Source organism: Psychroflexus sp. S27 (assembly GCF_002810405.1).
Taxonomy (GTDB): Bacteria; Bacteroidota; Bacteroidia; order Flavobacteriales; family Flavobacteriaceae; genus Psychroflexus; species Psychroflexus halocasei_A.
The window spans coordinates 84,347-104,731 of record NZ_NEXQ01000019.1 but is presented as its reverse complement, the minus strand read 5'-3'; the positions used below and the strand labels follow the sequence as shown (position 1 = coordinate 104,731).

Below are 20,385 nucleotides of genomic sequence, written 5' to 3'. Positions count from 1 at the left end.
CTTATTTTATATAAGATAGATATCATATTTTTGAAAAAAATTGTCATGAAGAAGGTAAAGGTATTGGTTTTGATGTGTTTGGTTTTAATGTCATGTGATGATGGTGATATCATTTATACAAATTTTAATTTTTCAGAAGAAACACCGCTTAATATTTGTCAGGATAACAATGAATATGTGTTGCATTATGTTGACCAAGAGACTGCTGAAGCGGTTTCATTCAAATTTACAAGTGCTGACTTTGAATTATCTTACCCTGGGTTTGATGCACCCGAAGATTTAATTATAGAAATAAATTCTTCTAATAAAATTAATTATCGACGTTTATCGTCTGCTACAAATTCCAATGATTATTTCTGTCAAAATGTTCCCCCAAGTGTTCCTCAAGTTATTGAAGAGTTTGAAAGTACTTCTGGCGGATTTGCAAGAATCGCTTTAGTCGTTTATGAGCAAGATGATAATGATGGCGTTCCTAAAGAACTTGAAGATGTCAATAACAACGGAGACCTTTTTGACGATGACACTGATGGAGATGGGATTCCTAACTTTTTAGATGTTGATGATGACAATGATAATGTTTTGACTGAAGTTGAAATTATCAATGAAGACAATCCAAATGTTTATCCTGATTTTGATGGAGACGGTATCCCAAATTATCTAGATGAAGATGATGACAATGATGGCGTCATCACGCGATATGAAGATATCAACGCGTTTGATAGCGGAAACCCAGAACCAATTTTGAATCCGGCTGATGATACAAATGCTGAAGGTGTACCAAATTACCTCAACCCTAATATCACTGAAAGTTTAGTCATTGATCAGTATAAACCAAATGTGGTGACAAGAAAATTTAGAGTTCAAATCGTGATTAATGATGTGACTTTAAAAAATACTAACAGTGATGAAACTGTCACACTTTCAACATTAAATTTGGGAAAAATAGAAATAACAGTTGAGGAGGATTTAGCAAATCCAGAGTAAAAATCTATTTAAAAGTATAATTTCAATGTTTAGAATTTAATTGTCGTAAATATAGATTTCTGTTGCTCCAACGCCATAAGTTTTATAATCTGCGTCATAATAAGTAATTCGATCATAACGCCTAAACAATGTTTCTAATTCAGCTTTCAGAACGCCTTGACCGACACCATGAATAAAAACAATTTTTTTATGACGATGCTTTATTGCAGAATCAATCCTCCGCTGAGCTTCATTAAGCTGAATATTAAGCATTTCATAATTAGACATGTGTCGCGTTGAATCTGTTAAATTATGAATATGCAAATCCACTTCAATCACAGGAACTTCACGCAATACTTTTTTGGATTTTTTCTTTTTTGGAGATAAATCGTCAATGATTTTTTGTTTGACATCAGCTTTATTGAAATCAACATCAAGATGATTTAACATAGGGACAACTTCATTTTTAGATACTTCCATCTGAAAGCCATCCTCGCTTTCAATCACATAAGAATCTTCTTTTATTTGAATGATTTCGGCCACCATTGCATCATCAATTAACTCAACATTATCTCCGACTTTCATATTAATTTAATTTTGAATCTTCATCAGATATGTCTTCTACGCTATAGTCTTCATCAAGATGATTTTTTGTAATATTTTCTTCATTTTCATCCTTATTTTTCGGATTATCTGACGCCCATTGTTTTGTAGAATTGTATAGACCTATCATTAAAATTACTAATCCTGCTATTTTTATATAAACGATATCATCTACGGATACCAAATCATAAATAAGTAAGCCCGCACCTATAATGATGAGAACAGCATTTATCGTTTGTCTTTTTGTGTTAATCATTTTGCCAATTTGTTTGCAAAGTTAAAAATCAAAACACATAAAACTTCTTAAAAAAAATAAATGTGATAGATTTTGAATAACTAAAAATTATGTTAATTTTAAATAATCTAAAATTTAAGATAAAAATGGAATGGTATCTCAAAGTTTTGCGTCAGTATGCAGACTTTTCTGGACGAACAAGACGTAAAGAATATTGGATGTTCGTTTTCATGAATTTTCTCATTTCATTTTTAATTAGCACAATTGATTATTGGCTTTTTGGGATGACAATTATAAGTTCAATTTATGTGATTGCTCTTATCATTCCTTCGATAGCTGTTGCAGTAAGAAGAATTCAAGACACAGGTCGCAACGGACTTTGGATTCTTGCTGCCTTCGTTCCTCTCATCGGGACAATTTGGGTTTTGATTTTACTTCTTCAAGACAGTGAATCTGATTCAAACACTTACGGACCTAACCCAAAAAATATTAACCCTAATTTATAAATCTTATCAAATCATGGAAAATTTAAATGTAGAAAACCAAGAAATGCAAACACCGCCAAGCAATCACTTAGCGATGTCTATTATTTCAACCATTTTATGTTGTAATCCATTAGGAATCGTCAGTATCGTGTATGCAAGTCAGGTCAACTCAAAATTTCAAGCAGGCGATTATGCAGGTGCACAAAAAGCTTCTAAAAATGCGAAAACTTGGTGGATCGTCGCGATAGTCCTAAGTTTTATAGCAGTTATTGGTTATGCAGTCTTCTTTTTTGCTTTTGCTGGTGATGCCTTTATGGAAGAGTTTCAAAGAGAAATGGAAAGACAGCAAAGCTTACAATAAGAAATTATGCAAGAAAAACCCACAACTCCACCCAATAACCATTTAGCGATGGCTATTATTTCAACATTACTATGCTGCCAACCCTTAGGCATTGTTAGTATTGTTTACGCTAGCCAAGTCAACTCAAAATTTATAGCTGGTGATTATATTGGCGCCGAAAGAGCTTCTAAAAATGCTAAAACTTGGTGGATCGTTTCATTAGCAGTCGCAGCTATTGGCTATTTATTTATCTTTGCGATATATGGTATAGGATTTTTCTTAGCCTTTGTTCCTGACGATATTTAAATCATGAGCAAAAATCTAAAAATATTCACTTATACAGGTTTGGGCTTCATTGCTATTGCAGCTTCAAGCCTGTATTTGAATTTTAATCCAACTCAATTTAGTTTTTTTCCGCAATGTCCTTTCCATTATTTCACTGGTTTACATTGCCCTGGCTGTGGAACGCAGCGCGCAATCCATGATGTTCTTAATGGAAACATCATCAGTGGATTACAGCATAACATTCTTATCGTTTTAGCAATACTAGTTTTGACCTACAACGGATTTATCATGCTCAGAAAGCATTATTATCCTCAAAAAACTAAAAATCTTCTTTACCATAAAGCCACACCCATGATTTTATTTTTTACAATAATTTTTTATTGGATTGGTCGTAATATTCCTTTTGAACCCTTTACTTTTTTGGCACCTTAAATCTTAAAACTCATCTGAAAGAGTTTTAGAATTCTTATTTTCGCAAATAAAAATTTAGACGATGAGCAAAGAAATAAAAGAGTTGGAGCCGAAGCAAATTTGGTCAAATTTCGCAAAACTAAATGCTGTCCCTCGTCCTTCTAAAAAAGAAGAACGTGTGATTCAGTTTATGTTAGATTTTGGAAAGAGCTTAAATCTTGAAACTTTAAAAGATAATGAAGGAAATGTTATCATTAAAAAACCAGCAACGAAAGGTTTAGAAGACAGAAAAACGATTGTTCTTCAGTCTCACCTCGACATGGTTCACCAAAAAAATAATGACACTGATTTCGATTTTGATACACAAGGTATTGACATGTATGTCGATGGTGATTGGGTACGTGCAAAAGGCACAACACTTGGCGCTGATAATGGTTTAGGTGTTGCCACAATGATGGCTATTCTTGAAAGTGATAGCATTGAGCACCCAACTATCGAAGCCTTGTTTACGATTGATGAAGAAACAGGAATGACTGGTGCTAAAAACCTTGACAGTACAATATTAAAAGGTGATATTCTTTTAAATCTTGACACTGAAGAAGATGATGAAATAGGCATTGGTTGTGCTGGTGGCGTTGATATTTCAGCAACGCGTTTTTATATTGAAGAATCAACACCAGAAGATTCTGTTGGTATGAAAATTACAGTTAATGGTTTAAATGGTGGTCATTCAGGAATGGATATCATCAAAGGTCTAGGAAACGCTAATAAATTTCAGAACAGAGTTCTTTTCCAAGCTCACGAAAAACAACAGATGAGAATCCATGAAATTCATGGTGGCGGTTTACGCAATGCGATCCCAAGAGAAAGTGTTTCTGTTGTGAGTGTTAATAAATCAAAACTTGATGCATTTAAAAAGGATTTTGAAAATATAGCAAACGAGATTAAAACTGAATATAAAAGTCTAGAACCAAATCTTCAGATTCAATTGGAAGAAGTTGAGACGCCATCAAAAGTGATGAGTATTGATGTTCAAGATTTACTTGTGAAATCAATTTACGCAGCTCATAATGGTGTATACAGAATGAGTCCTGACGTTGAAGGTTTGGTAGAAACATCAAACAATATTGCAAGAGTATCTGTTGAAGAAGGAAAAATAGAAATTCACTGCTTAACGCGCTCTTCAGTTGATAGCACAAAAAATGATTTGGCAAACTCACTAAAAAGTGGATTTGATTTAGCTGGATTTCAAGTTGAGTTGACAGGAGATTACCCTGGTTGGTCGCCAAATCCAGATTCTGAAATATTAACTGTTTTAGATAAAATTTATCAAAAACAAAACGGTGAAAAAGCAGATGTTGCTGCTTGCCATGCAGGTTTAGAATGTGGAATTATTGGAAGCCACTATCCTGAGATGGACATGATTTCTTTTGGTCCTACAATTCGAGGCGCGCACTCACCAGATGAACGCGCTAGCATTTCGAGCACTCAAAAATTCTGGGATTTAACACTTGAAGTTTTAAAAAATATTCCTAAGAAATAAATATTTATAGTTTTTAAAACAATCAAAAAAGCTCCAATTTTATATAAGATTGGAGCTTTTTGTTTTAATTAATTCTGTTTCTTATTTAAAGAATGAAGAATATTTAATAAACTTAACTTCCTTGCTTTTCATTAGTTTCAAAGATTCTGTACTTGAATAACCCGACAACAATTGCACCACCTACACCATTACCTAAAAGTGCCAAGATGAGAAATGATAAATAATTCATTAAGTCTATTGAATCAGAATATAGCAAAGCACCAAAAGCTTCCAAATTTCCAACTATACTGTGGTGCAAACCTACAAAACCTATAGTTCCTGTAATTAGGAAAATTAATACAATACGCGTTAAAATCTCATCGGTTGTATTTAAAAGCCAAGTTAACAATCCCATGAGCCAACCTGCAGAAACAGCACTTAAAAAAATCACCCAATACTTTTGGTCTATCACGTGAATCCCAATATCTGCTATGGTTTTTTGATCAAATAAATTCAATTCAGCAGCCGTTGAACCTATAAAAAAGACGAATAAAATTCCGCCAATTAGATTTCCAGAAATTACGATTCCCCAAACTTTAAGCATTTCCCAAATGCTGCGCTGACCATTGAGAACTGGTAATGCCAATACTGAAGTTTGCTCAGTAAATAATGCTGATTTACCCAAAATTACCAAAATAAAACCTAATGGATAAGCAAGACCAAAAAGCTTATAAATAATCTGTTCGTCTATACTTCCATTTAATAAATAAAACAAAGCGCAAATAAGTAAGTAACTAAAACCTATTTCTAATCCTGCAATCGTGGAGCTTAGTAATACCGTAACTTTATTTAAATTAAATATTTTCTCGCCTTCATTAATAACACGACTTAAAATATCAGAATAGCCTTTATCATCAGATACTCTTTTAGATTTTTCTTCTAAGTCTTTTTGATGTTTTTCCTGATTCTCTTCTTTTTCAATCTCTCTTATTCTCTCCTTTTCATCTTCTTCATTTTGCTTGCTTCCTCTAACTTTTTGGCCTTCTCTTTTATTAATATTATCTTTTTCTTCATCCATGTTTCGCTCTTATATCGATGTATTTATATTCTTTAATCATGTAAAATAGCAATTAAATTTATTTTAAATAAATAGTAGAACCTTAATAAAAACAGAAAAAGCTCCAATTTATATAAACTGGAGCTTTTTCAAATAATTATTGTCTGTTTATTATTTTAATTCAGGTGCTAAATCAGCAAAAGCTTGGATTGTCACATCTAAATCTTCATAAGATAATTCATTATTTAAGAAATAACTTTCAAAAGCACTTGGTGGCAAATAAACACCTCTATTCAACATACCATGGAAATATTTCTTAAAAGTTTCGTTGTTCCCTTCTGCAGCAGATTCAAAATCATTGACTTTGTTTTCACAGAAATGAACTGAAATCATAGATCCTTCACGATTAACTTGAGCTGTCAAACCGCTATCATTAATGACTTTCTGAAAACCTTTATGTAAATATTCTGTTTTCTCAGCTAATTCTTTATAAATCTTTGGATTTGCATTTAATTCTTTTAGCATCGCAAGACCAGCAGACATTGCTAATGGATTTCCACTTAATGTTCCTGCCTGGTAAACTGGTCCTTCTGGCGCCAAATAATTCATAATTTGAGACGATGCTGCAAAAGCGCCAACGGGTAAACCTCCACCAATCACTTTACCAAAAGTGACAATATCAGCTTTAATTCCTAAATATTCTTGAGCTCCACCTTTTCCAAGTCTAAAACCTGTCATCACCTCGTCAAAAATCAACAGAATATCATTGTCATCACAGAGTTCTCTCAAGCCTTCAATAAATTCTTTTGTTGGCGAGATGCATCCCATATTTCCAGCGATTGGCTCAAGAATAATACAAGCTATTTGTTTCGGATTTCCATCAATCAATTTCTCTACACTTTCAAGATCATTATAGTTTGCCAAAAGTGTATCTTGAGCAGTCCCTTTTGTCACACCAGGAGAGTTTGGCGATCCAAAAGTGACAGCGCCACTTCCTGCCTGAATTAAAAACGAATCGCTATGTCCGTGGTAACAACCTGCAAATTTGATAATTTTCTCACGATTTGTATAACCTCTTGCCAATCTTACAGCGCTCATACAAGCCTCAGTTCCTGAATTAACAAAACGAATTTTATCAATATTTGGCACCATTTCAACAGCTAATTTAGCTATTTCAGTTTCAATTTCAGTTGGCGTTCCAAAAGAGGTTCCTTTTTTAGTTTTTTCAATAACTGCATCAACGACAGGTTGAAAAGCATGACCCAAAATCATCGGCCCCCAAGAAGCGATGTAATCAATAAGTTTGTTCCCGTCTTCATCATACAAGTAAGCACCTTCAGCTTTTTTGATATAAATCGGGTCGCCACCGACAGCATTAAATGCACGCACTGGAGAATTGACTCCACCTGGAATATATTTTTTTGCTTCATCAAACAAAGCACTACTTCTTTTGTAAATCATATCTACTTTATTTTAATTTTAAAATTTGACCAATTGAAAGATGGTTTGATTTCAAATTATTTAATTTTTTTATTCTTTCAACTGATAAATGATATTTTTCAGCAATACCATATAATGTATCACCACTTCTAACATGATGTACATTTTTATCATGTGTAATTTTTCTTGGTCTTGGTAAATCTTTCCCTTCGGATTTACCAATAACTTGAAGGTCATAATTATGCAAATCATAACGTTCAATCAAACTGATTAACTTCTGAGGATAACGAGGATCTGTTGCATACCCTGCACGTTTTAAGCCTTTAGCCCAAGATTTATAATCTTCTCTTTCATAATCAAATAAAAACGCATATCGCGAGCGTTCATATAAAAATAATGAGTGATCTCTAAATGAATATTTTGGATCGATGTATTTTCTGAAACACTCCTGTGCTGTATCATCATCATGGTAAACCTTTTCTCCTTGCCATCCATTACATTTGATCCCAAAATGATTATTACTTCTTCGTGTTAAATCACCTTTTCCACTCCCTGACTCCAAAATACCTTGTGCTAAGGTGATACTCGCTGGAATACCGTAAAGTCTCATCTCTTCTTGTGCAATTCCTGCAAAATTATAAATATATTGCTCAACAGCAGACAGAGTAGGCACTTCGACAACTTTGGTTTCTTCCTTGAGTTTTGGATCATCATAATCCTTCTCAGACACGGGATGTGGTACTTGTTTTTGAACAGTTTCTTTAGGCTGTGGTCTTTCTCCTGATTTTTTAGAAGCATTTTTTTTGGCTCCACAAGAGTGAAGCGCAAATGCAATGACCAATAAACTGAGTAATAGAGTTCTTTTCATCATATTATTTCATAGTTAGTTTTTGAACGCAATTTAGCATTAAACCCATAAATTCCTTGTAAACCGCCAGTATGAATCGCTAAAATACGAGTATTTTTTTGAAATTGATTTTTCTCAATCATATCGTATAAACCGTATATCATTTTCCCCGTATAAATTGGGTCGAGTTGCACATGATACTTTTGTTTAAACCGATTTATAAAATCTATTAAATCCTTATTATACTTTGCATAACCTCCAAAATGATACTGTGCTTCTAACGTGTAATTTTGACGTTGCGTATATTTTTGAATTTCATTTTTAAAAAAATCACCTTTTAAAGCAGGAAAGCCCAATAAATGTTGGTGAGATTCTGATGATTTTAATAAACCAACAAATGTACCTGAAGTTCCTAAAGCACAGGCGATGTATTCAAACTGTTTATCTTCTTCTGTAAGAATTTCCTGACAACCCAAAATTGCTTTTTCATTAGTTCCGCCTTCAGGAATTATACACAAATCTGAACGATTTGATAGTCTTTGAACTAAATCCATTTGTTCCTTCAACCGATAATCCTGTCGTGATACGAAATAAAGTTGCATTCCAGCCTCATGTGCAGTTCTTAAAGTTTTATTTTGATACAAAGTTTTTACTAAATCGACTCCCAATTCATCACCACGAATCACACCTATACAATTTAAGTTTAACATTTCACAGGCTTTTGCAGTTGCAAGAATGTGATTTGAAAAAGCGCCTCCAAAAGTCAACACAGTCTGATTTTCATGAACATCAAGTAAATTATATTTTAGTTTTCGGAACTTATTCCCAGAAACTTCTGGATGAATCTGATCTTCACGCTTCAAATAAATTTCAACATTATTCAACTTATCAATTCGTTGATTTTCAGAAATTGGTGTATTTTTAAAGAAATTTGCGATACTGATGAAGTTTAGGATTAAAAAATCTTTTATTTCGCTACAAAATTACAAGCAAAATCTAAATAAACATTTGAATTTGTAAATTTGTCTATGAGCTTTTTTAAAAAAAGAATTCCACTTGAAGAAGGCGATTATTATTTAACGCCTGAAGGCTATCGCTGTTTCACTGAACAATATCACCTTAAACGCGGCTATTGTTGTAAAAGCGGTTGCAGACATTGTCCTTATGGATTTGATAAAAACACACAATAACAATTGAACAATATGACATTTTCTGAAGAAATTTTAGAAGGAATTCCACATCAACTTCCTGAAAAACAAGCTTTAAATAACAAAATCAATCACGCGCCAAAGCGTAAAAAGATACTTTCTGCTGAAGATGAAAAACTCGCTTTAAAAAATGCTTTGCGTTATTTTGAACCTCAGCATCATAAAGTTTTAGCAGAAGAATTTAAAGAAGAACTTGAGGAATACGGTCGAATTTATATGTACAGGCTCAAACCAAAACATAAAATTTATGCACGACCAATTGATGAATATCCTGGAAAAAGCATACAAGCAAAAGCAATTATGCTGATGATACAAAATAACTTGGATCACGCAGTTGCTCAACATCCAGATGAACTCATTACTTATGGCGGAAATGGTGCTGTTTTTCAAAACTGGGCTCAATATCGCTTAACTTTGAAATATTTGGCTGAAATGACTAACGAGCAAACTTTAGCCATGTATTCTGGTCATCCAATGGGATTATTCCCATCAAGTGAATTAGCACCACGTGTGGTTGTCACTAACGGAATGGTGATTCCTAATTACTCAAAACCTGATCATTGGGAAAAATTCAATGCGCTTGGCGTTTCTCAATATGGACAAATGACAGCCGGAAGTTATATGTACATTGGGCCACAAGGCATTGTTCACGGCACAACAATTACTGTTTTAAACGGATTTAGAAAAATTAATAAATCACCAAAAGGTGGTTTGTTTGTCACCGCTGGACTTGGCGGAATGAGTGGCGCACAACCAAAAGCAGGAAATATTGCTGGTTGCGTCACCGTCTGTGCTGAAGTCAATCCGAAAGCAACAAAAGTTCGTCACGAACAGAACTGGGTTGATGAAGTGATTGAGGATACTGATAAACTTGTTAAACGCGTCAAAGAAGCTAAAGAAAACGGTGAAGTTGTTTCTATTGCTTATCAAGGTAATATTGTTGACGTTTGGGAAGCTTTTGATGAAGCGAATGTCTCCATCGATTTAGGAAGTGATCAAACTTCACTACATAATCCTTGGGCTGGCGGTTATTATCCTGCAGGCTTGAGTTATGAAAAAGCCAATGAATTAATGGCTCAGAATCCGGATCAATTTAAAGAAAAAGTACAGGAAAGTTTAAGAAGACAAACAGCTGCAATTAATAAGCATACTGCAAAAGGAACTTATTTCTTTGATTACGGAAATGCTTTCTTATTAGAAGCTTCACGTGCTGGCGCAAAAATTTATAAAGACGCAAACGGAAATATGGTCAGCCAGGATAAGCTAGATAAAAATGATGCACCTTTTGCCTATCCAAGCTATGTACAAGACATTATGGGACCAATGTGTTTCGATTATGGCTTTGGTCCATTTCGTTGGGTTTGTGCTTCTGGAAAAACTGAAGATTTACAGAAAACAGATGACATTGCAACACAAGTTTTAGAAGAGTTGAAAAGCAAAGCTGGTGATGACATAAAACAACAAATGCAAGATAATATCACTTGGATCAAAAGAGCTATGGACAATAATTTGGTTGTTGGTTCGCAAGCCAGAATTTTATATGCTGATGCTGAAGGTCGAATGAAAATTGCCGAAGCTTTTAATAAAGCCATCGAGAAAGGAGAAATCGGTCAAGTTATTCTTGGTCGCGACCACCATGATGTTTCTGGAACAGATTCACCTTATCGTGAAACATCCAACATTTATGATGGTAGCCAGTTCACAGCTGATATGGCTATACAAAATGTGATTGGTGATAGCTTTAGAGGTGCAACTTGGGTGAGTATTCACAACGGCGGTGGTGTCGGTTGGGGCGAAGTGATTAATGGTGGTTTTGGTATGATACTTGATGGTACTAAAGCATCAGAAACAAAGTTGAAATCTATGTTGCATTGGGATGTTAACAACGGCATTTCAAGACGTAGTTGGGCAAGAAATCAAGGTGCTGTTGACACAATCAAACGTGCCATGGAAACAGAGCCTTTATTAAAAGTAACACTTCCTAATTTTGTTGACGACAACATTATTAATCCTTAAAAATCTTAAATTATGAAAGTCTTAAAACTACTCAGCTTATTCATTTTTATTGCAATGATTACTTCATGTAGCAGTGTGAAAGTCGCGACAGATTACGATAAAGAAGCTGACTTTGATAAATACAATACTTTTGCATTTTACAAGCCTGGTATTGATGAAGCCAAGATTTCAGATCTTGACAAAAAAAGAGTTTTACGTGCTATTGATTTAGAGCTTAAAGCTAAAGGTTTTACAAAATCGGAAAATCCTGATTTTTTAATCAGCTTCTTTACAGAATCACGTGAAGAAATTAATGTTTACCAAAATAATTATGGTTACACTTGGGGTTGGAGTCCTTATTATTACGGACAACAAAGTACTGTTACAAGTAATACAGAAGGCACGCTTTACATCGATGTGATTGATCGAGAAACCAATCAATTGATTTGGCAAGGAATAGGAAAAGGTTATTTAGAAACCGATTCAGATAAGAAAACTGAGCGAATTAGTGAAATTGTTCATGAAATCATCGCTCAATACCCTCCTCAAGAAGAGGATAAGAAGTAAATCAAAAAACCGTCTTTAACTTAATGAAGACGGTTTTTTTATGCTTTAAAGCTAACTAGAACTACACCACTTCAACATCAAAAATCAAAATTGAATTGGCAGGAATAACGCCAGGAATATCACGTTCACCGTATGCCAAATGTGGCGGAATGACAAACTGAGCTTTTGCGCCTTTTGATAGTAACTGCAGACCTTCATCCCAACCTGAGATCACTTGTCCTTGACCTAAAACGAAATTGATAGGTTGCTTTCTTTCAATTGAAGAATCAAAAACCTGACCTGTACTCAATTTTCCTGTGTAATGAATATTAACAGACTCTCCAGCTTTCAATTGATCGCCTTTTCCTTCATTTAAAACTTTATAGTAAAGTCCTGAGTTTGTTTTTTTATAGCTATCATCAATCAAGGCTTTTACTTTATCTTCAAGTGCTGCCTTAGCTTTTGCTTCTCTTTCTGCTTTGGCAGAATTAAATTTTTCAAACACCTCTACTGCATCAAAAGATTCAGCAGCGTCACCTTTTCTGATAATTTCAAGTGTTTCAATTTTATCTCCTTGCTGAATTTTATCAACAACATCTTGACCTTCTTCTACATAGCCAAAAACAGCATGTTTCCCATCTAACCAGGGTGTTTCGTTATGTGTGATAAAAAACTGACTCCCATTTGTACCTGGCCCAGCATTTGCCATTGATAGCACTCCGCCTCTATTATGTTTTAAATCTTCATGAAATTCATCTTCGAAGTTATATCCTGGACCACCAGTTCCGTTACCAGCAGGATCGCCACCTTGTATCATAAAATCTTGAATCACACGGTGAAACTTAAGTCCATCATAATAAGGTTCTCCCGAGCCTTTTGCATCATTTTCAAGTTTACCTTCTGCTAAACCTACAAAGTTAGCTACAGTTCCAGGTGTTTTTTCAAACGTGAGCTCAACAAGAATATCACCTTTATTAGTTTTAAAATTTGCGTATAATCCTTCTTTCATCTTTATTATTTTATGCAATTGATTTATTAATTATTTTAATCATTTCATTGTAATCATTTCTATTGTTGACGAAATCAACATCAGCCATATCAATAAGTTTGACTTTTAGATCTCTTTGGTTTTTTATAAAATCTAAATAACCATTGTTGATTTTTTCCAAATAATCTGGCGCTATATTTTGTTCATATTCGCGACCTCTTTTTTTAATATTTTCTAAAAGTTGTGATGTGCTGCGGTATAAATACACATACAAATCGGGTTTTGGAACTTCGCTGTACATGACTTTAAAAATCTTCTTATAAAGATTGAACTCGTCTTCTTCTAAAGTGACCTTAGCAAAAATCAAGGATTTATGAACATCATAATCAGCGACAACAAAATCACTAAACAAATCAAATTGTGAAATATCATCTAAAATTTGTTGATGTCGATCTGCCAAAAAAGACATTTCTAAAGAAAAAGCATAGCGTTTTTGATCTTCATAAAATTTTGGTAAAAAAGCATTGTCCTTAAATCGTTCAAGAATCAACTTCGCATTGAAATCTTCAGAAATCATTGTTGACAAACTTGTTTTTCCTGAACCAATATTTCCTTCAATCGCTAAAAAATTTAAATGTTTCAACTGGTTATATTCAGGTTTTAATTCATCTGAACTTATTGTGATTTTTGAATCATCAAGTGTTGAATTCTTTAAATTTTCAATAGTTAATTTCAATATTGGGTGCTCAAAATCAGGAATCAAATCAGCTAATGGATAAAGCACAAATTTACGTTCAGCTAAGCGCGGATGTGGCACTTGCAAGCTTGAAGTTTCTATCTTTTCGTTTTCATAAAAAACAATATCTAAATCTATAGGTCTACTTGCGTAAGAATTGCCAATGCGTTTGCGTCCCATTGAAAGCTCGATTGAGAGAAGTTTCTGAAGTAAATCTTCAGCTGAAAAGCGTGTTCTCACTTCAAGACAAGCATTATAAAAGTTATCACCTTCAAACCCCCATGCTGGCGTATCATAAACTTTTGAAACGCGAAGAACATCACCAATATGTGTATATGTTTCCGAAATTGCTTTTTGTAAATAACCAAGTTTATCTCCTTGATTGCTGCCTATAGCAATATAAGTTAATCGATTTTTATTCAAAAGTTAAGAAAAGTTTAGTACAAAAAGCTGAACAAATTTATAATTTGCAACAGCTGTCATTATTATAAAATTTCGAACAAAGATAAACATCAACATCAAAACTTTTGACCCTAAAACAAAAACTTTCTGCCGAACGCGTGTACTTAATTCTAGCTGCGCTTTTTATATCCTCATTAGTCGCTTCAAATTTAATTTTCCAAAAATTCTTTCAATATGATTTTTTTGGATTATATACATTTGAGATCTCTGTAGGTATTTTACCCTATCCCATTACATTTTTGATTACAGATACAATTAGCGAGATTTACGGTAAACGCAAAGCTAATCAAGTTGTGACTGCTGGTATTTTTGCATCATTATTTTCCTTACTTATTATTTTAGTCTCTGATGCCTCAACAGCAACGGAATGGAGCCCAGTTGGTGACAACACTTTCCACAAAGTTTTTGGTGCAACTGGAATCGCTATTTTCGCTTCCATGGCATCCTATTTATTGGCTCAATATATCGACATTTATTTATATCATTTCTGGAAAAAACTGACAAAAGGAAAACATTTATGGCTGCGTAATAATTTTTCAACTTTCACTTCGCAATTTGTTGATACCGCAACTGTTTTATTTTTACTTTCTTTGTTTGGCAAAATAGATTGGTCTTTATTTGGCGGATTATTGCTTAGCGGATTTTTATTTAAAGTAATCATTGCCGCAATTGACACGCCTTTCTTATATTTAAGTGTTTATTTGTTTAGAAAAAAATTTAACCTCAAGGCTCATGAAGAGCTTAATTATGAAATATTAAAAAAGTAAATTTATCATGAAAAAATTCCTCAAAATTTTTGGTATAATCATTCTCGTTTTGGTTGCTGCCTTAGTTTTAACGCCGATTATTTTTGAAGACCAGATTGAATCTGAAATCAAAAAAGTCATTAATAAAAATGTAAATGCAACAGTTGATTGGAATGAACTCGACTTGAGTCTTTTCAGAAGCTTCCCTGATGCGAGTGTTCAATTAACTGATTTAAAAGTTATTAACAAAGCTCCTTTTGATGGTGACACTTTGGTAAACAGTGAGCAGATTAATTTAAATTTAGGTATACTTCAACTCTTCAAATCTGATCCAATCAAGATTGACAACTTCTCACTTGATGGCGCTTTAATCAACATTAAAGTGAATGAAGATGGCGCTGCAAATTACGATATTGCTAAGGAAACAACTGAGCAGCCTAAAGAGGAGGTCAATGAGGAATCAGGTGGAATGCAATTGGCTTTGCAATCTTATAAAATAAATAATTCAACAATTATTTACGATGATAAATCTGCTAAAACTTACCTGAAATTAAATGACTTCAATCACCATGGTAGCGGTGACCTTGAAGCCAATAAAACAACTTTAGAAACTCAAACAAACTCCCTTGTGACCTTTGTTTTTGATGAAGTTGAATATTTGAGTGACAACTCGATTGATTTAGCCGCAGATTTAGAAATAGATTTCGATCAAATGAAGTTTAGTTTCCTCGAAAATAAAGCGATGATTAATCAGTTGCCTTTAAATTTTGAAGGCTATGTTCAGATTTTTGATGACTACCAAGATATTGATGTTAGCTTTAGTATGCCAACTTCAAGTTTTAAAAACTTTTTAGGTTTGGTACCAAAGACATATGCTGGCAACCTTGAAGGTGTTGACACCTCTGGAGATTTTGAATTAAACGGTTCTATTAAAGGTCGTGTAGATGATGAAAATATTCCGAAAATCAACATTAAAGGTTATAGCGAAAACGCAAAAGTAAAATACGCTGATTTACCTAAATCTATTGATAATATTCATGTAAATGTTGAAATTATTAATGACTCTGGTAAAGTTGAAGACACTTATATAGACGTCAAACAATTTGCATTTAATATTGCGCAAGACTACTTTAAAGGACAATTAAAAGTCACAGACTTGATGAATGACATGATTGTTGATTTTGATGTTGACGGAAATATTAATCTTGCAAATATTAAGCAAGCTTACCCAGTTGATATTGAGCAAGACCTTAACGGACATCTAAAAGCAGAACTTGCAGGACGCGCCAATGTAGAGCAAGTTAGTCAAGAAAATTACAATAACTTAAACATCAACGGGCATTTAAGCCTAGACAACTTCAACTATGTTGATGAAGCTTTTCCGCACGAATTAAAGCTTAGTCAAATAGCTATTAGGTTTAATAAAAATCAAATACAGCTCGAAAACTTAGATATCAAGACAGGACAAAGTGATCTTAATGCAAAAGGAGAACTGAAGAATTTAATGGCATTTGTATTTTCAGATGGCGTTTTAAAAGGAAACTTCAATGCGCAGTCAAACAATTTTGTTGTAAGTGATTTCTTAGTTGAAGAAACTGAAGAAGAACAAAATGAGACTTCAAAAGAAGAAGAAACTGATCAACCAAAAACAACAAATCAAGGACAAACTGCATTTAAAGTACCTGACTTTTTAGACATTGTTTTAAACTTTGATGCAAAAAAAGTTCAGTATGATAATCTTAATTTAGATAATGTTAAAGGCGCTTTAAGCATCAGAAATGAAGCAGTTAATTTAGAAAAAATAAATGCTCGAATTTTTGGAGGAAATATCATGCTTGATGGATTAGTTTCAACAAAATCAAACAAACCTCAGTTTGATGTCAAATTAGATTTAGATTTAATTGATATCCAAAATACTTTTAAAGATCTACATCTACTTCAAAATGTCGCGCCTATTGCTGAAGCTTTAACGGGTCAAATGAATTTAAAAATTGATTTCAGCGGTTTAATCAATAAAGATTTAAGCTTAGACTTCAGTAGTTTAGCCGGTCAAGTTGCTGCTGACGTTCTCAATGCTGAGGTACACACCGAACAATCTAAATTAATCAGTGGAATTTCTAATCGATTAGAAAATGTCAATCTAGGAAACAAAAAATTGAAAGATCTCAGCGCAATGTTGGAATTCAATGATGGTAAAATCAAAACAAAACCATTTGATTTTAACATTGAAGACATTCAGGTTAATGTTCAGGGTGAACAAGGCTTTGATAAAAGTATTAACTATAATTTAGACTTGGATATCCCTGCTAAATATTTGGGAGACAAACTTGGCGGACAGTTAGCAAATTTAAGCGGTCAAGAGCTGAAAGACTTCAAAATTGATTTACCAATTAGTTTAAGCGGACAATACAATAGTCCTAAAATTAACCTCAACATGAAAACAGCCATCAATGATTTAAAAAATAAAATCGTTGAAGAACAAAAAGGTAAATTGAAAGATAAAGCTGAAGACAAAATCAAAGATTTCTTGAATGACAAACTCAACAACAAAAAAGATAGTACGCAAACCGAACAAGATTCTGTAAAAACTAAACAGAAAGAAGAAACAAAAGACAAGATAAAAGGAGCCTTAGAAGGTTTATTTGGCAAGAAAGAAAAGGACGAAAAGGAAAATAAAGAAAAAGATGAAAATTAAACACGCAAATACTTTATTGTAAGATAATTATTTCTAAATTTGCAAACCATTAAAATGATAAAAACGATTTAATATATTTTCATATGCTAGTAGTTAAAGTAAAGGACGGTGAAAAAATAGAACGCGCTTTAAAAAGATTAAAAAGAAAATTCCGTGATACTAAAGTTTTACAAACTTTACGTAGCAAAAAAGAATTTACAAAACCTTCAGTTGCTAAGAGACAGCAAATGAAGAAAGCGGAATATATTCAGTCTTTAAGAGAGAAAGAGAACTTATAAAGTTCGCTTTTTAAACATACAAAAAAGGCTTCATTAACTTGAAGCCTTTTTCTGTTTCTTATTATTTTACGATTTAATGTAACTCTAAATCAACAACGAAACCTTCGTTATTTCTGACATTAAAAACGGTATCATCTTGAAAAATTAAATACTGACCTTTTATTCCTACAAGTTTACCTCTATAATTATCCTTCTTACTCAAGTTTAAACTTTTCAACTTTTTAGGATAATTTAAAACTGGAAAATGAATCTCAACTTCTTGATTATTTTCTATAAAATATTCTTGAGCTTCATCAGGAATAAACTCTCTCAACTGATTCTTAATATCTACCAAGTTTTTATCCTCTATTTCATTTTTCAACATTGTTCGCCAATTCGTTTTATCAGCCACATGCTCTTTTAAAGCAACTTCGGTAAGACCAGCCAAATATCGGTTTGGCACTTCAACAACTTCAATAGCTTCGTGCGCACCTTGATCTATCCAACGTGTTGGCACTTGCGTTTTCCTAGTGACACCAACTTTAACGTCACTCGAGTTTGCTAAATAAACAATATGTGGTTGCAATTGCACTTTTTTCTCGTAGTCAAGATCACGATCTTCTTGATCCAGATGCGCAGTACTCAACTCAGGTTTCATGATCCAGTCACCAACCTTAGCCGAAGCCTGAAAACAATCGTAACAAAAGCCTTGGCGAAATATCTTTTTGGCCTTATGACAGTTTAAACACTCATACTTAACGAAGTAAATAGCAATTTCACGATTGAGAAGCTGATTCATGTGAATGATGTCTGTATCCATATCGAGAAAGTAATTGACTTCCTCTGCTAATGAAGTTCTCATTTTTCTGAGAACAGAGCGATATATCATATTTTTTGTATTTAATTAATGTGTAATTCCGAATGATTTCTTACTTTAGAATCGAAGTTATAAAGATAAAATAATTCATGCCAATTCCCATTTTTAACTCAATTGCATCTTGGATTTTAAAAAAGAGAATCCACCAAATGGAACTTTTTGTAAAATATCCAAACGAAGTTCAAACAGAGTTATTGACTGATCTTATTCAGTTTGCAAAAAATACTGAAATCGGAAGAAAATACGACTTTAAATCGATCAATAGTTATCAAGATTTTGCAGATCGCGTGCCTCTCACCTATTATGAAGATTTGGAAGATACGATTGAACGCAGCAGAAATGGCGAAAATAATATCATTTGGCCGACGCCTATCAAGATGTTTGCAAAATCAAGTGGAACAACGAGTTCTAAAAGTAAATTTATTCCTGTCAGTCAAGAATCTTTAGAAGAGTGTCACTATGCCGCCGGGAAAGATATTTTGTGCATGTATTTAAATAATAATGAGAATGCAAAACTATTTACTGGTAAAAGTTTACGACTTGGTGGTAGTAAAGAAATTTATAAAGATAAAGGCACGTCTTACGGCGATTTATCAGCATTACTCATTGATAATATGCCATTTTGGGCAAACTACAAAAGTACGCCCAGCAACGAAATTTCGTTGATGAATGATTGGGACACAAAAATGGAAGCCATTGTAAATGAAACAATGAAAGAAAACGTGACAAGTTTAGCTGGAGTTCCGTCTTGGATGTTGGTTTTACTCAATAATATTTTAGAGAAAACAGGAAAAACAAAAATTAGTGAAGTTTGGCCAGAACTTGAAGTTTACTTTCATGGGGGTGTTAGTTTTGAACCTTATAAAACGCAATATGACTCCATTATTAAACAAGATAATTTCAGATATTACGAAATCTATAATGCTTCTGAAGGTTTCTTTGCCGCTCAAGATTTAAACAACTCAAAAGATTTACTATTAATGCTCAATTATGGTATTTTCTATGAGTTTATTCCGATGAAAACTTATAGAACACCAGACGAAAAAATCATTCCTTTAAGTGAAGTTGAAGTCGGCCAAAATTATGCAATTGTTATCACGACAAATGCAGGCTTATGGCGTTATAAAATTGGAGACACTATCAAGTTCACGTCTATTAACCCTTATAAAATAAGAGTCACAGGCAGAACAAAACATCATATAAACGCTTTTGGTGAGGAATTAATTATTGAAAATGCTGAAGAAGCCATCCGTCAAACTATACAAGAAACGCAATCTGAAATTGTTGAATTTACAGCTGCGCCAATTTTTATGGATGGTAAAACAAAAGGCGCGCATGAATGGATTATAGAATTTAGAAAAGCACCGAAAAATCCAGACGAATTTAGAGATCGGTTAGATTTAAATTTACAAAAAGTCAATAGTGATTACGAAGCTAAACGCTACAACAATATGACGCTTAATAAACTTCAATTAAATATTGCAAAACCACAACTTTTTCATGAATGGTTAAGACAAAATGATAAACTCGGCGGACAACATAAAATTCCGCGCCTCTCTAATAAACGCGACTACGTTGAGGAGCTTTTAAGAATCAACCAACAACTCTAACTTTTGCTTTTGAAAATTTCAAAAAAAGCAATCCGAAAACATTTTAGAAAACAAACAATGGCTTTAATGGCGTAGAT

General features: G+C 33.4%; 22 protein-coding genes. 13 read left to right on the top strand and 9 right to left on the bottom strand.

All coding sequences use genetic code 11. The annotated features are described in order from the left end of the window. The first annotated feature begins 45 nt into the window (after positions 1-45). Complete coding sequence (locus CAP47_RS03160; RefSeq protein ID WP_153043480.1) at positions 46-984, top strand: hypothetical protein; 939 nt, start codon at positions 46-48, stop codon at positions 982-984. 36 nt (positions 985-1,020) lie between these two features. Here the strand turns inward: CAP47_RS03160 and CAP47_RS03155 are convergent, their stop codons facing one another. Beyond that, the gene (locus tag CAP47_RS03155; RefSeq protein WP_100775349.1) at positions 1,021-1,548 is read right to left on the bottom strand and encodes a Smr/MutS family protein; all 528 of its coding nucleotides are present in this window, start codon (positions 1,546-1,548) and stop codon (positions 1,021-1,023) included. A 1-nt stretch (position 1,549) separates the two neighbouring features. After that, complete coding sequence (locus CAP47_RS03150) at positions 1,550-1,822, bottom strand: hypothetical protein (protein ID WP_238140938.1); 273 nt, start codon at positions 1,820-1,822, stop codon at positions 1,550-1,552. Between the two features lie 125 nt (positions 1,823-1,947). Here CAP47_RS03150 and CAP47_RS03145 point away from each other — a divergent pair, with 125 nt between their 5' ends. The 5 genes from CAP47_RS03145 (at position 1,948) to CAP47_RS03125 (ending at position 4,865) form a co-directional block, all read left to right on the top strand. Next, positions 1,948-2,307 carry a DUF805 domain-containing protein gene (locus CAP47_RS03145; protein WP_100775508.1) on the top strand — a complete coding sequence of 120 codons (360 nt, stop codon included), beginning with the start codon at positions 1,948-1,950 and terminating at the stop codon, positions 2,305-2,307. 13 nt (positions 2,308-2,320) lie between these two features. Continuing rightward, positions 2,321-2,647: a CD225/dispanin family protein gene (locus CAP47_RS03140; protein ID WP_100775348.1), complete on the top strand. Its 327-nt coding sequence runs from the start codon at positions 2,321-2,323 to the stop codon at positions 2,645-2,647. Between the two features lie 6 nt (positions 2,648-2,653). Then, complete coding sequence (locus CAP47_RS03135) at positions 2,654-2,932, top strand: CD225/dispanin family protein (RefSeq protein WP_100775347.1); 279 nt, start codon at positions 2,654-2,656, stop codon at positions 2,930-2,932. Between the two features lie 3 nt (positions 2,933-2,935). Next, positions 2,936-3,343 (top strand): DUF2752 domain-containing protein, encoded by a 408-nt coding sequence (locus tag CAP47_RS03130; protein ID WP_093240796.1) that lies wholly within the window; start codon positions 2,936-2,938, stop codon positions 3,341-3,343. 61 nt (positions 3,344-3,404) lie between these two features. After that, on the top strand, positions 3,405-4,865 hold the full coding sequence (locus CAP47_RS03125; protein WP_100775346.1) for an aminoacyl-histidine dipeptidase: 1,461 nt from the start codon (positions 3,405-3,407) through the stop codon (positions 4,863-4,865). A gap of 112 nt (positions 4,866-4,977) precedes the next feature. Here CAP47_RS03125 and CAP47_RS03120 read toward each other — a convergent pair whose 3' ends face one another. The 4 genes from CAP47_RS03120 to CAP47_RS03105 all read right to left on the bottom strand — a co-directional run bounded on the left by CAP47_RS03120 (position 4,978) and on the right by CAP47_RS03105 (position 9,126). Further along, the gene (locus tag CAP47_RS03120; RefSeq protein ID WP_192869936.1) at positions 4,978-5,922 is read right to left on the bottom strand and encodes a formate/nitrite transporter family protein; all 945 of its coding nucleotides are present in this window, start codon (positions 5,920-5,922) and stop codon (positions 4,978-4,980) included. Between the two features lie 150 nt (positions 5,923-6,072). Further along, entirely contained in the window at positions 6,073-7,362 is a 1,290-nt protein-coding gene (hemL, locus tag CAP47_RS03115) for a glutamate-1-semialdehyde 2,1-aminomutase (RefSeq protein WP_100775345.1), read from the bottom strand. A gap of 7 nt (positions 7,363-7,369) precedes the next feature. Continuing rightward, positions 7,370-8,209 carry a glucosaminidase domain-containing protein gene (locus tag CAP47_RS03110; RefSeq protein ID WP_100775506.1) on the bottom strand — a complete coding sequence of 280 codons (840 nt, stop codon included), beginning with the start codon at positions 8,207-8,209 and terminating at the stop codon, positions 7,370-7,372. Continuing rightward, the gene (locus CAP47_RS03105) at positions 8,209-9,126 is read right to left on the bottom strand and encodes a 1-aminocyclopropane-1-carboxylate deaminase/D-cysteine desulfhydrase (protein WP_317042685.1); all 918 of its coding nucleotides are present in this window, start codon (positions 9,124-9,126) and stop codon (positions 8,209-8,211) included. The genes CAP47_RS03110 and CAP47_RS03105 overlap by 1 nt, the downstream gene beginning before the upstream one ends. Positions 9,127-9,216: 90 nt before the next feature. On the opposite strand from CAP47_RS03105, the gene CAP47_RS12350 reads away from it, so the two are divergent. Genes CAP47_RS12350 through CAP47_RS03095 form a run of 3 tightly spaced genes read left to right on the top strand, consistent with a single transcriptional unit; the run spans position 9,217 to position 11,958 of the window. Continuing rightward, positions 9,217-9,378, top strand: coding sequence for a DUF5522 domain-containing protein (locus tag CAP47_RS12350; RefSeq protein WP_192869935.1), 162 nt, complete (start codon positions 9,217-9,219; stop codon positions 9,376-9,378). 12 nt (positions 9,379-9,390) lie between these two features. Beyond that, complete coding sequence (locus CAP47_RS03100; RefSeq protein ID WP_100775343.1) at positions 9,391-11,412, top strand: urocanate hydratase; 2,022 nt, start codon at positions 9,391-9,393, stop codon at positions 11,410-11,412. 12 nt (positions 11,413-11,424) lie between these two features. Continuing rightward, complete coding sequence (locus CAP47_RS03095; protein ID WP_100775342.1) at positions 11,425-11,958, top strand: DUF4136 domain-containing protein; 534 nt, start codon at positions 11,425-11,427, stop codon at positions 11,956-11,958. Between the two features lie 61 nt (positions 11,959-12,019). On the opposite strand, the gene CAP47_RS03090 is transcribed toward CAP47_RS03095, so the two are convergent. Beyond that, positions 12,020-12,946, bottom strand: coding sequence for a peptidylprolyl isomerase (locus tag CAP47_RS03090; protein WP_100775341.1), 927 nt, complete (start codon positions 12,944-12,946; stop codon positions 12,020-12,022). A 10-nt stretch (positions 12,947-12,956) separates the two neighbouring features. After that, positions 12,957-14,084 (bottom strand): 2-amino-4-hydroxy-6-hydroxymethyldihydropteridine diphosphokinase, encoded by a 1,128-nt coding sequence (gene folK / locus CAP47_RS03085; protein ID WP_100775340.1) that lies wholly within the window; start codon positions 14,082-14,084, stop codon positions 12,957-12,959. A 104-nt stretch (positions 14,085-14,188) separates the two neighbouring features. On the opposite strand from folK, the gene CAP47_RS03080 reads away from it, so the two are divergent. From CAP47_RS03080 to rpsU, 3 genes are all read left to right on the top strand, one after another. Beyond that, positions 14,189-14,890, top strand: coding sequence for a queuosine precursor transporter (locus CAP47_RS03080; protein ID WP_100775339.1), 702 nt, complete (start codon positions 14,189-14,191; stop codon positions 14,888-14,890). Positions 14,891-14,897: 7 nt separating this feature from the next. Beyond that, complete coding sequence (locus CAP47_RS03075; RefSeq protein WP_100775338.1) at positions 14,898-17,564, top strand: AsmA-like C-terminal region-containing protein; 2,667 nt, start codon at positions 14,898-14,900, stop codon at positions 17,562-17,564. An 83-nt stretch (positions 17,565-17,647) separates the two neighbouring features. Then, positions 17,648-17,842, top strand: coding sequence for a 30S ribosomal protein S21 (rpsU, locus tag CAP47_RS03070; RefSeq protein WP_093240838.1), 195 nt, complete (start codon positions 17,648-17,650; stop codon positions 17,840-17,842). Positions 17,843-17,915: 73 nt separating this feature from the next. On the opposite strand, the gene CAP47_RS03065 is transcribed toward rpsU, so the two are convergent. After that, positions 17,916-18,710: a DUF2797 domain-containing protein gene (locus tag CAP47_RS03065; protein WP_093240841.1), complete on the bottom strand. Its 795-nt coding sequence runs from the start codon at positions 18,708-18,710 to the stop codon at positions 17,916-17,918. A gap of 77 nt (positions 18,711-18,787) precedes the next feature. Here CAP47_RS03065 and CAP47_RS03060 point away from each other — a divergent pair, with 77 nt between their 5' ends. Continuing rightward, entirely contained in the window at positions 18,788-20,308 is a 1,521-nt protein-coding gene (locus tag CAP47_RS03060) for a GH3 auxin-responsive promoter family protein (protein ID WP_100775337.1), read from the top strand. Positions 20,309-20,385 lie beyond the last annotated feature (77 nt).

What these genes read in the sequence shown, in the direction of transcription:
- CAP47_RS03160 (WP_153043480.1), top strand. Translation starts at nt 46, where the DNA reads ATGAAGAAGGTAAAGGTATTGGTTTTGATGTGTTTGGTTTTAATGTCA.
- CAP47_RS03155 (WP_100775349.1), bottom strand. Translation starts at nt 1,548, where the DNA reads ATGAAAGTCGGAGATAATGTTGAGTTAATTGATGATGCAATGGTGGCC.
- CAP47_RS03150 (WP_238140938.1), bottom strand. Translation starts at nt 1,822, where the DNA reads ATGATTAACACAAAAAGACAAACGATAAATGCTGTTCTCATCATTATA.
- CAP47_RS03145 (WP_100775508.1), top strand. Translation starts at nt 1,948, where the DNA reads ATGGAATGGTATCTCAAAGTTTTGCGTCAGTATGCAGACTTTTCTGGA.
- CAP47_RS03140 (WP_100775348.1), top strand. Translation starts at nt 2,321, where the DNA reads ATGGAAAATTTAAATGTAGAAAACCAAGAAATGCAAACACCGCCAAGC.
- CAP47_RS03135 (WP_100775347.1), top strand. Translation starts at nt 2,654, where the DNA reads ATGCAAGAAAAACCCACAACTCCACCCAATAACCATTTAGCGATGGCT.
- CAP47_RS03130 (WP_093240796.1), top strand. Translation starts at nt 2,936, where the DNA reads ATGAGCAAAAATCTAAAAATATTCACTTATACAGGTTTGGGCTTCATT.
- CAP47_RS03125 (WP_100775346.1), top strand. Translation starts at nt 3,405, where the DNA reads ATGAGCAAAGAAATAAAAGAGTTGGAGCCGAAGCAAATTTGGTCAAAT.
- CAP47_RS03120 (WP_192869936.1), bottom strand. Translation starts at nt 5,922, where the DNA reads ATGGATGAAGAAAAAGATAATATTAATAAAAGAGAAGGCCAAAAAGTT.
- hemL (WP_100775345.1), bottom strand. Translation starts at nt 7,362, where the DNA reads ATGATTTACAAAAGAAGTAGTGCTTTGTTTGATGAAGCAAAAAAATAT.
- CAP47_RS03110 (WP_100775506.1), bottom strand. Translation starts at nt 8,209, where the DNA reads ATGAAAAGAACTCTATTACTCAGTTTATTGGTCATTGCATTTGCGCTT.
- CAP47_RS12350 (WP_192869935.1), top strand. Translation starts at nt 9,217, where the DNA reads ATGAGCTTTTTTAAAAAAAGAATTCCACTTGAAGAAGGCGATTATTAT.
- CAP47_RS03100 (WP_100775343.1), top strand. Translation starts at nt 9,391, where the DNA reads ATGACATTTTCTGAAGAAATTTTAGAAGGAATTCCACATCAACTTCCT.
- CAP47_RS03095 (WP_100775342.1), top strand. Translation starts at nt 11,425, where the DNA reads ATGAAAGTCTTAAAACTACTCAGCTTATTCATTTTTATTGCAATGATT.
- CAP47_RS03090 (WP_100775341.1), bottom strand. Translation starts at nt 12,946, where the DNA reads ATGAAAGAAGGATTATACGCAAATTTTAAAACTAATAAAGGTGATATT.
- CAP47_RS03075 (WP_100775338.1), top strand. Translation starts at nt 14,898, where the DNA reads ATGAAAAAATTCCTCAAAATTTTTGGTATAATCATTCTCGTTTTGGTT.
- rpsU (WP_093240838.1), top strand. Translation starts at nt 17,648, where the DNA reads ATGCTAGTAGTTAAAGTAAAGGACGGTGAAAAAATAGAACGCGCTTTA.
- CAP47_RS03065 (WP_093240841.1), bottom strand. Translation starts at nt 18,710, where the DNA reads ATGATATATCGCTCTGTTCTCAGAAAAATGAGAACTTCATTAGCAGAG.
- CAP47_RS03060 (WP_100775337.1), top strand. Translation starts at nt 18,788, where the DNA reads ATGCCAATTCCCATTTTTAACTCAATTGCATCTTGGATTTTAAAAAAG.